We start from the raw sequence: 14,175 nt of genomic DNA on the forward strand, positions 1-14,175 counted from the left end.
ACTCAGGTCGCACTCTACATGAGTGCGTGGATTGAAATATGGCGGTGTTTTTCTATTTGCTGTAAAGCGTCCCGTCGCACTCTACATGATTGCGTGGATTGAAATGATTTCTTCGTCTGTTAAATCTTCATAGTATTTGTCGCACCCATATATGAGGTGTGCATGGTTTTCAATGATTGTGTCTTAAACGGTTATGACTACCTTAAAGATCATCTTCTTACAACATCCTCTTTCAAATAGCCATCAAATATACTGTTCATTTGTACAGTGAAAACATGACTCCTTGCAGTCATGTTTTTTTCTTCTTCTTTTTCCTAAATAAACCTTAAAAAATCTCAAAATAAGTCGAAATGAAAAGTAGTTATTTAGATTCAAATATTATCCATTCGTAATGAGTGGTGAAGGAGGAAATGGTTTGGGTGAAACGGAGCGAACCGGTAAAGTGGAGCAGCTGATCTTAGAGAATTATCAAAGATTAAACAGCATGATATCAGAAGAAGTGGACTTTGCTTCTAATCATGGCGGGCTGACAGGAGATTCTAGAGAAGTGATGTGGTTGGAGTTTTTTCGGAAAATCATTCCTAAAAAATATTCATTAGCACAAGGTGTCATCATTATTGACTCAGAAGGAAATCATTCTAACGAAGTCGATATTGCCGTATTTGATGAGCAGTATACGCCGTATGTGTTCCAACACAATTCCTTGAAATTTATACCGATTGAGGCGGTTGCTATAGAATGTAAAAGTTCAAATTTCGATGTTGATAATTTAAAAGTTTGGTCTGACAATATAAAAAAATTAGTACCGAAAACAAAAGGAATAGCTAGGATAGCCGCCAAAGGGGTTGACATGGTTGAAAATGATACACAGAAACGAACACGTCCTATTTTAATTTTAGCAAGTAATTTAAAAAGGCAAACAGCAAACTCATCTTCAAAGATGTTTGAAATATTAGACAAAGCATTTGACCTTATTCTTATGAAACAAAAGAGTGTATTTCATTTAAGAGCTCCTAATGAAGATAAACAGTTAGGATGGTGGGCTAATGAATTAAATTGTTATGATCCAGAAAGGTCTAAGGAACAAGAGGATAAAGAAAAGAAAAAAAATAGTGAGAAAAATAAAGATGATAGTAAAGACAAAGTGATTTCGAACAAACTCAGCGATTTACGTATTAATGGATGCGATCTGTTGACACTAAATTTCCAATTAAATCAATTGCTGATGCTCATTAACAATCCCATGTTTTTCCCTCACTATGCATATGCCGAGCTATTTCAGAAACAGATAACAAAGTGAAGAAAGGAGAGCGACATGACAAGGGAATCTAGTAAACCCAAAACGAATTGGCATGATGTGAAACATGCGATTGACACGAAAATCCATGAAGACCAAAGACTTTTTAAAGAGCCGCTCACTATTCATTTGGTTACGCCAATGTTTGGCGGAGGGCCCCAATCAAACTCAATTGATCAAGACAGACCGATTCGAGAAAGTGCGATTCGTGGTCATCTTCGTTTCTGGTGGCGTGCAACTCGAGGAGCTGCTTGCAAAAACGCAAATGAATTATCTAAACGAGAAGCAGAGATATTTGGTCATACAGAAAAAAGCAGCTTAATTAAAGTAATCGTTGAAGAAATATTTAAAGAACAAAAACAAATCAAATTCCCTCCAAAATATATTTTTCAAAAAACACCAAATAAAATGTTGATGGGATATTTCAAAATGAATGTTTATTTGACCGAGAGTGCTTCAATGACTTCACAAGACAAAAAGAAGTTGGGCAATGAAATCGAAGCTGCACTATGGGCGTGGATCAACTTTGGGGGACTTGGTGCAAGAACGAGACGTGGTTGTGGGAGTTTATACTGTGAGACATTTTCTCCTAAAGAGCAAGAAGTCAGTAAGGAGCGATTTGATCAATGGTTTAAAGAGAAAGTATGTCAATATGCTATCTCCATTCCCGAAGTGCCTCGTGAATGGGCAACGCTCAGCTGGGAGTTTAGATTACAAAATAAAGCTTCTCAAACGCATTTATCCTGGACGAGAACAATGGATACATACAGTGAATTTCGAAAAAAACATAATGTCCAAAATGGGGAGGCTGGGAGAAGTTATTGGCCTGAGGCAGATTCCATACGTCGTCTAGCGAATATGTCACATCCTGATCACGAATTACAATATCCTTCAAATAAACCAAAGAGATATATCGCTTTTCCTAGGGCGCAATTTGGTATGCCGATTGTTTTTAACTTTAAAAAGAAATCGAAAAAAGATAAGGAGCGAAGCGAAGAAGAAATAGCAAAAAGAAGGTGGTTTCAAAAGGAGCCTAATACAAAGACGTTAGTCCCGCGAAATAAAAATCGCTTGGCTTCACCACTCATCTTAAAACCGTTAGCTATTAATCAAAAGGAATCGGTGGGCATGGTGATGGTGCTGCAGCAACCAAAGATCGAAGCTTTATCGCTTTTAGGAAAAGGAAAGCCTTTGCCCGATGTGACAGATGAACAAAGTATCTACCCAACAGCCACCTACTCAAACAATCCATTACGAGACGAGAGTGGCCGTACGCACTCATCGGCGATTCAAGCCTTTTTACATAGCAAGGAGGTGCAAACATTTTGCCAGAAGAATCACAAAAACAAACATTAATGCTATTTTCGATAGGGCCCGTTCAAGAATTTATTGCGCAAGCAAGGCGGACGCGTGATTTATGGTTTGGCTCTTTTCTTCTATCTGAATTAAGTAAAGCAGGTGCGAAGAAATTTCAAGAACTGGGTGGAACGCTTATTTTCCCTGTGTTCAACGAATCATCTGCAAATACAAACAATGCACCAAACAAAATATTGGGAGGAATTTCACACGAACAGCCTTCATCCGTTGCAAGACAAGTAAAAAAAGCAATATATGGCAAATGGAAGGAATACGCAGATTTTGTAAGAGGGATTGTGGATCCTTATATTCAAATAGGCACATGGAATCGACAAGTAGATGATTTAATAGAATTTTATGCTGTGTGGACTGAGATGCAAACTCCAGAGGAAGCGCCAAATGCGTCCGCAAGTTCATATCATATGGCTCTTCAAGAAGTCGAAGGTTTAATGGCGGCAAGGAAGACTTTAAGAGATTTTAAACAAAATGAGCCAAGGGCGTTATTCGGTGAACCAAAATCATCACTTGATGGTGGCCGGGAATCAGTTTTCCAAAAGCAAAAAACACCACAGCAAGTGGCGCAACTTGCTAAATGGGGAATTGGTGAACATGAATCATTAGATGCGATTTCAGTGATCAAACGATTATCTATACATAAGCACCCGAGTATGACCTTTCCATCAGTCTGCGATAAAGCGTTTGCTCCCTATCAAAACATGTTGAAACAAAATGAACAGAAGAAAGCTGCCACACAATATGTGAAAGATGTAGAAACATATCTTAAGAATATGAATCTAACAGTAGCCCCTATTGATTTGAGTGAGGCATCGCTTTTTTATGATAGAAGAATAGAAGATTATCTTGAACAACGTGGACTTGTCGGGACCACACGAACAGAAGCGAAAAATGATATCACACAGCTGCTCGAAAAATATTTCAAAGGTGAATACAGCAAGCATCATGGCCGGCCGGTCAAACCACCAGCACCTTCACCTTACTATGCCTTTCTCATGGCGGATGGAGATAAAATGGGCAGCCAACTGCGAAATATACAGCATGTAGAAAGTCATATTGCATTTTCTAAAACGCTCTCAACTTTTGCTTCAAAGGCAAGTGGGATTATTTCCGAATGTGAAGGTACATTGATTTATGGCGGTGGAGATGATGTCATGGCTTATGTACCGGTTCACAAATGCTTAGAAGCAGCTGGGAAATTACAAAGAGAATTTGTATCAACGATGAATGCTCATCAACATAGTGAAATACCTCCTTCGATTTCAATTGGCATCGCCATCGTTCATATGCTTGAGCCTCTTGAAGAAGTAAGAAGTATGGCACGCCAGGCTGAACAATATGCAAAACAAGAGCGAAATTCATTAGCGATTCATTTCCAAAAGCGAGGCGGAGGAGACACAATGAATATCTCAGTCTCTTTTCAAATAGATCCAGTGGCCTCTATCCAAGAGATGACGACATGGTTAAAACAGTCTTATTTCACATCTGGCTTTGCATATGGCTTACGAGAGTTGTATCAAACATACGAACAGTCTTCATTTAAAAAACAGCCAGCAATTTTAGATGAACTCATTCCACTAGAGATAAGACGTCTTGCATTCAAAAAGAAAACGGAAGCAAAAACAGAGCAAGAAACGAAAGAGTGGATCGATCAATTGATTACGAAGTATATACCGAAGAAGAATACATTAGAAGAATTACATACAATCGCTGAATGTATGATCATTGCTCTTCAACTAGAGGAGGTAAGTGGACATGCCTGAAAGATGGTTTCACATTCAACCGCTTGATCCGCTGCTTATTCGTGATGCACGCCCATTTCAAAGTGTACCGGGTATACGGGCGCGTTCATTAAACGATGTTCCCCCTAGTGTGGTCGCAGGAACACTTCGTACAGCACTAGCGAAGATACGACAATCAATGAAACACACCACGCCACTTTCTTATTATGCGAAATCTCTTGTGCGAGGTCCTTTATATCGCTGGCATGATCATTTATATGTGCCAATGCCTAATGACCTTGAGTTATTCGATGATGAGTATGGCATGTATCAAGTGAGACCGAAGCGAATGATGTCGAAAGGACAGGGCTTTTTTGGCACAGGAAAAACAGGCCGTTTTAGTGAGGCATTATGGCCGCCAATTGGAGCTGGTGCTCGTAAAAAAATGAAATCGCCGCCTGCTTTTGTATCACTAAAGTGGATGATGAACTGGCTGACAGACGCAGTGGATGAGAGTCAGGTGAAGGAAGCCTTGACTGAATACCAACACATGCAGAAGGAAAATCATTCGTTCAAAAATGATGCACCACCTGCATTTATTCCAGCATTACAGCGTCAGGAGCGAACACAAATTGAGGTGGAAACTGGCAGTAAAAGAGCAAAAGATCAGCATCTATTTTCAACTGAATCGCTCTTATTCCCAGATGACTTTAAACTGGAGGCAGGAATAGATTTATCTACTGAAGAGTCAGAAGAATTAAAGCCTTTCTCAGGGATTCACCCAATCGGTGGTGAACGGCGGCTGGCTCATATAGAAGACCGGCCACATGTATACCAACAAGATTGGACATGTCCGGATGCTATTAAAGAATCGCTCAAAAACAAGCCGTATGTTCGCATGATATTGGCGACACCTGCTTATTTCAGTAAAGGATGGCAGCCCGGCTGGCTGGATGAACAGCTCATGTCAAAACCACTATTTGATACAAATGTACGACTCAAATTGGTTTGGGCATCTGTTCCACATTGGCAGCCTATCTCTGGATGGAGTTTAGCAAATAAAGACAAAGGGCGTGAAAAAGCAATACGCCGCTTAGTCCCTGCGGGTAGCGTTTACTTCTTTACAGTAGAAGAAGGAGATCCAGCAGAACTGGCCGAAAAAATGTGGCTTCAATCAGTATCCGATCGTAACCGGCGCAAAGAAGCGTTTGATCGTGAAGATGGCTGCGGGTTAGCACTTTGGGGAACATGGAAGCCGAATGAATAAGAGGAGTGAGATGATGGAAGCAAGCCGTTGGTTTTGGATACATTGTTTATCCCCCCTTCATATTGGAGCGGGTGAAGGAGTTGGCGTGATTGATATGCCCATTCAACGAGAAAAAGTAACAGAATGGCCGATTATACCTGGAAGCAGTATCAAAGGCGTGCAGCGTGAACATTATCGCGCGAAAGGACAAGACACATTCGTACAAAAAGTATTTGGTACACAAGGAGATCAAGATGGAAGCGCAGGAGCAGTCGTCATGACAGATGGCCGGTTATTTTCATTCCCGGTGGCGAGTAGATACGGTACATTTGGATATGTGGCAAGTCCACTCATATTGAAAAGATTAGCCCGCGATGCAAAAGCATTAGGCGTATCGCTGGATATCCCTGATCTCATCGAAGAATCGAGCACGCTAGTCACCATGATTTCTAAATTAGTAGAGAATGACGAATTATATCTAGGTGAATTTCAAGGGGCTGCGAAAAAATCTCCACAACTAACCGATTTTGCTGAACAGATGGCCAAACTTTTATTCGACGATAAACAATCACAAACTCTTTGGATAGAACGATTTGTGATTGTAAGTGATGACGTTTTTCAATACATTGTCACCATGAATTCTGAAGTGACACCTCGTATTAGAATTGATCATGAAACCCAAACAGTTAGTAAAGGTGCTCTCTGGTATGAAGAGTATGTACCGGCAGAAGCCATATTTTATGGGCTCATGTGGTGTGATCGTGTCGATGGAAGCAATAATTTATCCGTTAGACATCAACTTTTAAATCAACTAGAAAAACAGATGTATCTTCAATTAGGTGGAAACACAAACGTAGGTAAAGGAAGAGTATCCTGGCGTATGACAGGAGGGGAGGGATCATGAAACTCATTCAACATCATTATGCTGAGAAAGCGTATCAACATGTGATGAATGCCAAAACGAATGAGGAGAATTTCTCAAATCAATATGGACAACTCTGTCACAGATTCGCCTCAATGATCTTAACAAATGGATTAAGGCTCACCATTACATTTTTTGAAGCAAAATCAAAAAAAGGAAATGCTTATCAACAATTCGTTCAGGATATAAAAGAAACACTGGATATACAAGGAGATTGGTCAGCTTCCAATCGAGATTACTTAATCAAATCAAGACAAGCTTTAAATGCATCTGTTTGGTTAAAAAGATATGCGGAATCTATTTTAAAGGTGGAACAAGGGGCGGAGAATGTGGAGGACATCCAATGAATCTGTCATTAACCTTAAACAAAAGCAAATGGGAGATTGATGGTTCTACATTGTCGGACATCATAAAGGACAGCTCGAAGAAGCAGTCATTTTATGAAAATGTGATTAGTTTGCATCAAGAACAGTGGGAAAAATACAATCACTTGCTGTATGAAAAATTTGTGGAGCGATATTATACCGATACGAACCTCACATGCTTAGTCAAGTCCATATCGCCGTTAGTCATTGGACATAGAGGAGAGGGTGTACTTGAAACGGGATTGTTATTACACCCGATATACGGCGTTCCTTATTTACCAGGAACAGCTTTAAAAGGTGTAGCCTCTCATTATGCCCACTCTGTATTAGGTGAAAACTTTCCTGAACTAAAACAAGGTGGTAGTGATTACAACACATTGTTTGGAACAAACGAACGTGCTGGCATCATCGAATTTCATGATGCGCTCATGATGCCTGAGACGGTAGGAGAAGCATTCAAAGTGGATGTGATGACACCACATCATTCAGACTACAACAGCGTCAAGCTAGATAAGATGAACAAAGGGGGAAGTGTTCCAGCCCCTCGAGACGATGACTCACCAACACCTATTCATTTCTTAACGGTGGTCAACGGCCGCTTTCAACTTCTATTGAAAACAAAAAAGAATCTACCAGAAGAATCGGAATGGCTCGAACTCGCCAAAACCATCTTACTAGGCGCTTTAGAACACGAAGGAATCGGTGCTAAAACAAATGCGGGTTATGGAAGACTTAAAATGGACGACGTCATTTCATGAAACTTGGTGCGAATGTGAGGTGAACATAAAATCCCTGGAACATTCGCACCGTTTTATTCAAAAAATGAGAAAAAATGTATATTTTTAGGTGTGAAAACAAACTGCTATATAGAAACTTAAGGGTTTTGACGATTATTCCCTAAAAAATGTTATAATTAGGGCGAAAATCGCAGTCGCACTCTATATGAGTGCGTGGATTGAAATCTACCGCTATTTGCAATGTCCGTAAAGGCGTATGGGTCGCACTCTATACTAGTGCGTGGATTGAAATTAATAAGAGTTTAAGAGACTCAATTCTCTGCTCTCGTCGCACTCTACATGAGTGCGTGGTTTGAAATATGAATTTCAGTGCCTCTAAAAATCCTGCAATTTTGTCGCACTCTACACGAGTGCGTGGATTGAAATTAGCTGATGGTTCAGCTTGATGTTTTTTTCAAATCGCACTCTATATGAGTATGAGGAGTAAAATTCTTATCAGAAGGTAGCTTGAAAGATATATTGACAATTGCGCTTGATATAGGTGTGAAAAACAAAACTCTGTCTCAGCCTTTTTATTAATGAATTCAAAGCTGTTGATGAAACAGCGAAATAAGTATGATTATCATCAGTAATAGTTTTTTTAAAATAGGATTAAGAAAGATTCGGTGCGAATGTGAGGTGAACATAAAATTCCTGGGACATTCGCACCTTTTTATTCGACAAAATTGAGAAAAAATGTATATTATTTAGAGGTGAAAACAAAATTCCATATAGAAAATTGAGGGTTTTAGCTATCATTACCTAAAAAATGTTATAATTAGGGCAGAAATCGCAGTCGCACTCTACATGAGTGCGTGGATTGAAATTTCATGGCTGCTCCTTTCCGACAAATAAAAAACGGTCGCACTCTACATGAGTGCGTGGATTGAAATCACAATTCAAGGTTTACTTGAGCGTTTTTATCTGCGTCGCACTCTACATGAGTGCGTGGATTGAAATCTATCTGATCCAATTCTATTTTCACGTGTTTCAGGTCGCACTCTACATGAGTGGATGGATTAATAATTGTGAAAACATAACTCTGCCTCCTGCCTCAGTAGTCATGAATCTAATTGGATTCAATTGTTGCTGAAATATAAAGAAGTATGATTAACAAGTTTCAATAGATTTCATACTAAGAAAAAGTCGGTGCGAATGTGAGGTGAACATAAAATCCCTGGAACATTCGCACCTATTCATTCGACAAAAATGAGAAAAAATGTATATTTTTTAAGAGTGAAAACAAACTTCTATATAGAAACTTAAGGATTTTGACGATCATCCCCTAAAAAATGTTATAATTAGGGCGGAAATCGCAGTCGCACTCTACATGAGTGCGTGAATTGAAATTTTTTCGGGATCGTACTTTGCAATAAATAGCCCATGTCGCACTCTACATGAGTGCGTGAATTGAAATGTTTGTGACGTTTTCAGCTCATTACCCCACACACGTCGCACTCTACATGAGTGCGTGAATTGAAATATCTCTTCTCGGATCACGCGGTCTAGCCATTACAGTCGCACTCTACATGAGTGCGTGGATTGAAATTCGGCCGTTTCCCGTACCGTACAATCGTAGTCAGTGTCGCACTCTACATGAGTGCATAGATCACAGTGTCTTAGTTTTATACAAATTCAACTACCTATCCAGTTCAAAATCTACACAAAATGATTAATCAATAATGTACGTCCCCTCCTAAATCCAAGCCCTACACAACAAAAAAAGACTCGCTCACACAGAGCCGAGTCTTAATTTTTTTTGCAGTTTTTCTTCACTAAAAATCCAGCCGGTATAGGAATTTTTGATTTGGTGGTCCATGTCGATATGGCAGATCGCGACAAAAGGATAGTGACCTTTGCTGCGGTAGCGCAAATCAATGAACCGCACCTCATAATGATCCTTGTATTTATCCACTTCCCACCGGTAGACAGGGGAGAAGGAGAGAAAGGCTGAAATGTTTTCATCTTGTTTGGCAATTTTCATAATTTCAGTATCAGGAACCGGCACCCGGTTAAAGGTGTCTAAAATGACAACCTCTCCATTCATACTGCGCCCAACATGGAAAGAGGATTTACATTTCACGGCAATGCGCCATTGTCTGAACTTCATCGTAGGCGAAATAATAATGTCTTCAATTTCATCGAATCGTGCACGCAGCTGACGTTTGATCTGAAGCTGCATGATGACCCTGACGATATAGTAACAAAAAATCACCGCATACAGCGTTATGAACGTATAGCCGGGATGACCGCCAATCGCCCAAACGACAATGGCGACAAGGTGTGTAAAAAAGATGAATGGATCAAACGTGTTTATAATCCCAAGCGCTACCCACTTCTTTGAAAATGGACGAATGGCCTGTGTGCCGTATGCATTGAATATATCGACAAACACATGAAGCACAACGGCTAATAGGGTCCATAACCAGAGGTGAAGTAAATTCGCCCCCGGCACAAATGGGAAAATCACAGCCGGAATCAGCAATGACCAAAATAGTACAGCCGGAATGGAATGTGTAAATCCTCGGTGATTTCTTATATAAACCGCATTATTTTTTAGTTTTAGCACAGTATCAATGTCTGGTGCTTGGGAGCCGGCGATGGTCGCGATCATCACGGCGTGTGCCATGTGTGGATCTGCGCTGACGGCTGGATCTAAAAGTGCAAGTCCCCCAAGAGAAATGCCCATTACTACATGAGTACCAGTGTCCAATTGATTACCTCCTAGTTGTCATGCTTAGGAACAATCATACAAAGTATACGTCTCCAATCAAGACTATGTGCAAAATCACTTTTGCTTTATCCCGATTTAATGTAACATGTTAACGTATCTACAAACAGTATACAACAAATAAGGTTCTTTTCAGAACGTTAGCCCTCGGTTCAAGTGAGAAGGAGTATAGATATGAAAGACATTCAAGAAAAGCTGGACCGCAAAGATATTGCGGGCTTTCAGCATGATTTAATTGATTGGTATGAAAAAGAACAACGAACACTTCCGTGGCGTGAAAATCAAGATCCATACCGCGTCTGGGTATCAGAAGTGATGCTTCAGCAAACGAGAGTAGATACGGTCATTCCGTACTTCAACCGGTTTATGGAGCAATTCCCGACGGTGAAAGATCTCGCTTTAGCTGATGAAGAAAAGGTCATGAAAGCATGGGAAGGTCTTGGCTACTACTCAAGAGTGCGTAATTTACAGGCAGCTGTGAAAGAAGTATATGAATCCTACGGTGGCATTGTCCCTGATACGAAAGAGCAATTTTCAAAGCTCAAAGGTGTAGGTCCGTATACGAGCGGCGCAGTACTGAGTATCGCCTATAACAAGCCGTACCCTGCGGTAGACGGCAACGTTATGAGGGTCATTTCCCGTATTTTGTCCATATGGGATGATATTGCAAAACCAAAAACGAGAAATATTTTCGAGTTTGCGGTGGATCAGCTCATTTCCCGGGAAAAGCCATCAGAATTCAATCAAGGGTTGATGGAGCTAGGTGCGCTCATCTGCACCCCAACATCTCCTGCCTGCCTTATTTGCCCTGTGAACATGCATTGCTCGGCACTGGAGGAAGGCGTTCAGCATGAGCTTCCAGTGAAAAGCAAAAAGAAAAAACCGACTGCAAAATCAATGGCAGCAGCGGTGTTATTTGATGACGCAGGCAACCTCTATATTCATAAGCGGCCAAGTACAGGCCTTCTTGCGAATTTATGGGAATTCCCTAACTTGGAAACCATAAAGGGAAGAAAAACGGAAAAAGAGCAGCTAATGGATTTCTTAAAAGAGGAGGCAGGTGTACAAGCAGAGCTTGGTGACTTAGAAGGCACCATTCAGCATGTATTTACCCACCTCATCTGGAATATTTCTGTTTTCTTTGGACGAGTTACCTCTATATCTGATGACACGATGCTGAAGAAAGTCACAACAGAAGAATTTGAGGCATATGCTTTGCCAGTCTCACACCAAAAAATTTGGAAGCTGGCACTTGAGCAGCCTAGTCGTATTTAACCGTTGTCCCGTGGGTATAATCGGCTTCATTTCGGTGCAGACCCCCGCGGTTTTCAATTTCAGAAATGATTTCTCGATACTTAGATTGCCCTTCTTCGTTTAAATAAGGTAAAATTTGTTGGAAAGCATGATGAAAGTAAGCAAGCTCAGTATCTTTCCATTGATCCTTGGACATCATGCCAAGCTGGCTTAAATCGCGTCCGACATACATGAATGTAACCTCCTAATAGGAACTTTCCTATTAGTGTGAAGCGAATGAACGAAAACTATTCAAATCAGGAGATGAACCATAATGAGTCAACGTAAATGTGCATTAATTACAGGCAGCAGCAGAGGTGTAGGGAAAGAAGTTGCCCTTCGCCTAGCTGAAAAAGGATATGACATTGTCATTAACTATGCGAGAAGCAAAAAAGCTGCACTTGAAACAGCAGAAGAAATTGAAGCGATGGGTGTTAAAACATTGGTTGTCAAAGCCAACGTAGGTCAGCCAGAGAAAATCAAAGATATGTTTCAGCAAATCGATGAAACCTTTGGCCGTTTAGATATATTTGTGAACAATGCGGCATCTGGTGTTCAGCGCCCAATCATGGACCTTGAAGAAAATCATTGGGACTGGACGATGAATATCAATGCAAAAGCTTTACTATTTTGCGGACAAGAAGCAGCCAAATTAATGGAGAAAAACGGCGGCGGACATATCGTCAGCATTAGCTCACTAGGCTCTATTCGCTATCTTGAAAATTACACAGTTGTTGGCGTCTCAAAAGCAGCATTAGAAGCATTGACGCGTTATCTATCTGTGGAGCTGTCACAAAAGAATATTGTCGTGAATGCCGTATCTGGCGGCGCGATCGATACAGATGCACTTAAGCACTTCCCGAACCGAGAAGAGCTTTTAGAAGATGCCAAGAAAAATACACCAGCTGGCCGAATGGTGGAAATTAAAGACATGGTCGACAGTGTGGAATTCCTTGTATCAGGCAAGGCAGATATGATTAGAGGACAGACGATTATTGTGGATGGCGGACGTTCTTTGCTTGTTTAAAAAAATCATGAATAGGATTTGCACCTTCTGCACAAATTAATGTGCGTGGAGGTGATAATGATGGACAAACAACAAAACAAAACAAACGCACAACAAGTGAAGAAACAAAACCAAGCTGCTGCACAAGGTGGTCAATACGGCACTGAATTTGCTAGCGAGACTGACGCACAGCACGTAAAAAAATATAACCAAAAAGCTGAGCAAAACAAACAACAAAACAGCTAATCACTGAAACAGAGAAAGCACTTCATCTACGAATGAAGTGCTTTTCTTTTTGCCTCTCCCCACCATCCGACAAAACCTGTAAAACCTCTACATAAACAGTCAAAGGATTTCGGCGATCTTTCAAGAAATGGTATACAGACAAAAAGTGGATGAAAATAAAAGGGAGGAGTTAGATGTCTGATTTCGATCAGCTTGTAAAAGAACAAATGCAGCTCATGGATCAACTGCTCAATGTACAGGGAGAACTCGATCTATGCTTAGAAACAGAAAAACAATTGCTGCAAGATGAAAAAAAAGAAGAGTGGACCAGGCTTCATGATCAAATCAAACAGAAACGTGTGGAACTGCAAAGAGTTCAAACCTTGTTTACAAAACAGACAGAAGAGGTCATCAATTCATATAAGCAGATGGAAAAGAGTTCAACCGTGATGTAAGACAGTGTGCCGTTCAATTGGGTTGAATGGCTTTTTCATTTCATTTTTTAATGATGTAACGGTATAATATAATAGAGACATGTTTAGTTGGGAAATTAGGTCTTTGGACTGTTAGGTTTGTTTGTTATAGAAAGTAGGGGAGAAAATATGGGCTATCCCAAGGAAGGAGAAACCATCCAAATTCAAAGCTATAAACACAATGGCTTGATCCACAGGATTTGGAATGAAACCACCATTCTGAAAGCAACGGAATTGTGTATCATCGGTGCAAACGACCGGACAATGGTGACTGAATCCGACGGCCGTACTTGGATGACGAGAGAACCGGCTATTTGCTATTTCCATGCAAAACAATGGTTTAATGTGATTGGGATGCTTAGAGATGATGGGGTATATTATTACTGCAACATCAGCTCTCCTTTTGCAACAGATGAAGAAGCAATTAAGTATATTGATTACGACTTAGATGTCAAAGTCTTTCCGGACATGACGTACAATATTTTGGATGAGGATGAATATGCAGATCATAAGAGGCAGATGAATTATCCAAAGGAAATCGATAGTATCTTAAGAGAGCATCTGAATACATTATTGCATTGGATTCACCAGCGGAAAGGTCCGTTTGCTCCTGAATTTGTGGATATGTGGTATGAACGTTTTTTACATTATACAAAATAGCAAGAGCAGCAAAAACCTGTTTAGCTTTTAGGCTAACAGGTTTTTGATTGCGCACGGATAAGAGGCACTGATAGATTGGGAAGGAGATT

General features: G+C 40.4%; 13 protein-coding genes and 1 pseudogene. 12 read left to right on the forward strand and 2 right to left on the reverse strand.

The genetic code is table 11. The features are described from left to right. The first annotated feature begins 415 nt into the window (after positions 1-415). Genes SB660_RS12495 through cmr6 form a run of 7 tightly spaced genes read left to right on the forward strand, consistent with a single transcriptional unit; the run spans position 416 to position 7,680 of the window. A complete protein-coding gene (locus SB660_RS12495; protein ID WP_410582792.1) occupies positions 416-1,300 on the forward strand; it encodes a DUF6602 domain-containing protein in 885 nt (294 codons plus the stop codon). 15 nt (positions 1,301-1,315) lie between these two features. Beyond that, the gene (gene cmr1, locus SB660_RS12500; RefSeq protein ID WP_339165305.1) at positions 1,316-2,653 is read left to right on the forward strand and encodes a type III-B CRISPR module RAMP protein Cmr1; all 1,338 of its coding nucleotides are present in this window, start codon (positions 1,316-1,318) and stop codon (positions 2,651-2,653) included. Further along, complete coding sequence (gene cas10, locus SB660_RS12505; RefSeq protein WP_339165307.1) at positions 2,623-4,431, forward strand: type III-B CRISPR-associated protein Cas10/Cmr2; 1,809 nt, start codon at positions 2,623-2,625, stop codon at positions 4,429-4,431. The genes cmr1 and cas10 overlap by 31 nt, the downstream gene beginning before the upstream one ends. Beyond that, positions 4,424-5,656 (forward strand): type III-B CRISPR module-associated protein Cmr3, encoded by a 1,233-nt coding sequence (cmr3, locus tag SB660_RS12510; RefSeq protein ID WP_339165308.1) that lies wholly within the window; start codon positions 4,424-4,426, stop codon positions 5,654-5,656. The genes cas10 and cmr3 overlap by 8 nt, the downstream gene beginning before the upstream one ends. Positions 5,657-5,669: 13 nt before the next feature. Further along, the gene (gene cmr4, locus SB660_RS12515; protein WP_233421727.1) at positions 5,670-6,539 is read left to right on the forward strand and encodes a type III-B CRISPR module RAMP protein Cmr4; all 870 of its coding nucleotides are present in this window, start codon (positions 5,670-5,672) and stop codon (positions 6,537-6,539) included. Further along, entirely contained in the window at positions 6,536-6,904 is a 369-nt protein-coding gene (gene cmr5, locus SB660_RS12520; protein WP_339165311.1) for a type III-B CRISPR module-associated protein Cmr5, read from the forward strand. The genes cmr4 and cmr5 overlap by 4 nt, the downstream gene beginning before the upstream one ends. Next, positions 6,901-7,680 carry a type III-B CRISPR module RAMP protein Cmr6 gene (gene cmr6 / locus SB660_RS12525; RefSeq protein WP_339165313.1) on the forward strand — a complete coding sequence of 260 codons (780 nt, stop codon included), beginning with the start codon at positions 6,901-6,903 and terminating at the stop codon, positions 7,678-7,680. Before cmr5 ends, cmr6 begins: the two co-directional genes overlap by 4 nt. Positions 7,681-9,430: 1,750 nt before the next feature. On the opposite strand, the gene SB660_RS12530 is transcribed toward cmr6, so the two are convergent. After that, entirely contained in the window at positions 9,431-10,411 is a 981-nt protein-coding gene (locus SB660_RS12530; RefSeq protein ID WP_106036204.1) for a metal-dependent hydrolase, read from the reverse strand. 192 nt (positions 10,412-10,603) lie between these two features. Here SB660_RS12530 and mutY point away from each other — a divergent pair, with 192 nt between their 5' ends. Further along, positions 10,604-11,704, forward strand: a complete 1,101-nt coding sequence (mutY, locus tag SB660_RS12535; RefSeq protein ID WP_058015781.1) for an A/G-specific adenine glycosylase — start codon at positions 10,604-10,606, stop codon at positions 11,702-11,704. On the opposite strand, the gene SB660_RS12540 is transcribed toward mutY, so the two are convergent. Continuing rightward, a complete protein-coding gene (locus tag SB660_RS12540) occupies positions 11,691-11,915 on the reverse strand; it encodes a hypothetical protein (RefSeq protein WP_044139672.1) in 225 nt (74 codons plus the stop codon). The two genes, mutY and SB660_RS12540, sit on opposite strands and share 14 nt — an antisense overlap. 81 nt (positions 11,916-11,996) lie before the next feature. Here SB660_RS12540 and fabL point away from each other — a divergent pair, with 81 nt between their 5' ends. From fabL to ntdP, 4 genes and pseudogenes are all read left to right on the forward strand, one after another. Beyond that, positions 11,997-12,749 carry an enoyl-[acyl-carrier-protein] reductase FabL gene (gene fabL, locus SB660_RS12545; RefSeq protein WP_003217873.1) on the forward strand — a complete coding sequence of 251 codons (753 nt, stop codon included), beginning with the start codon at positions 11,997-11,999 and terminating at the stop codon, positions 12,747-12,749. 75 nt (positions 12,750-12,824) lie between these two features. Beyond that, a pseudogene (locus SB660_RS12550) lies at positions 12,825-12,974 on the forward strand (gamma-type small acid-soluble spore protein); the annotation flags it as partial. A 173-nt stretch (positions 12,975-13,147) separates the two neighbouring features. Continuing rightward, complete coding sequence (locus SB660_RS12555; protein WP_137055487.1) at positions 13,148-13,408, forward strand: YgaB family protein; 261 nt, start codon at positions 13,148-13,150, stop codon at positions 13,406-13,408. 147 nt (positions 13,409-13,555) lie between these two features. Continuing rightward, positions 13,556-14,086, forward strand: coding sequence for a nucleoside tri-diphosphate phosphatase (ntdP, locus tag SB660_RS12560; RefSeq protein ID WP_012009337.1), 531 nt, complete (start codon positions 13,556-13,558; stop codon positions 14,084-14,086). Positions 14,087-14,175 lie beyond the last annotated feature (89 nt).

This window comes from Bacillus sp. SIMBA_005 (genome assembly GCF_046535585.1).
Taxonomy (GTDB): Bacteria; Bacillota; Bacilli; order Bacillales; family Bacillaceae; genus Bacillus; species Bacillus pumilus.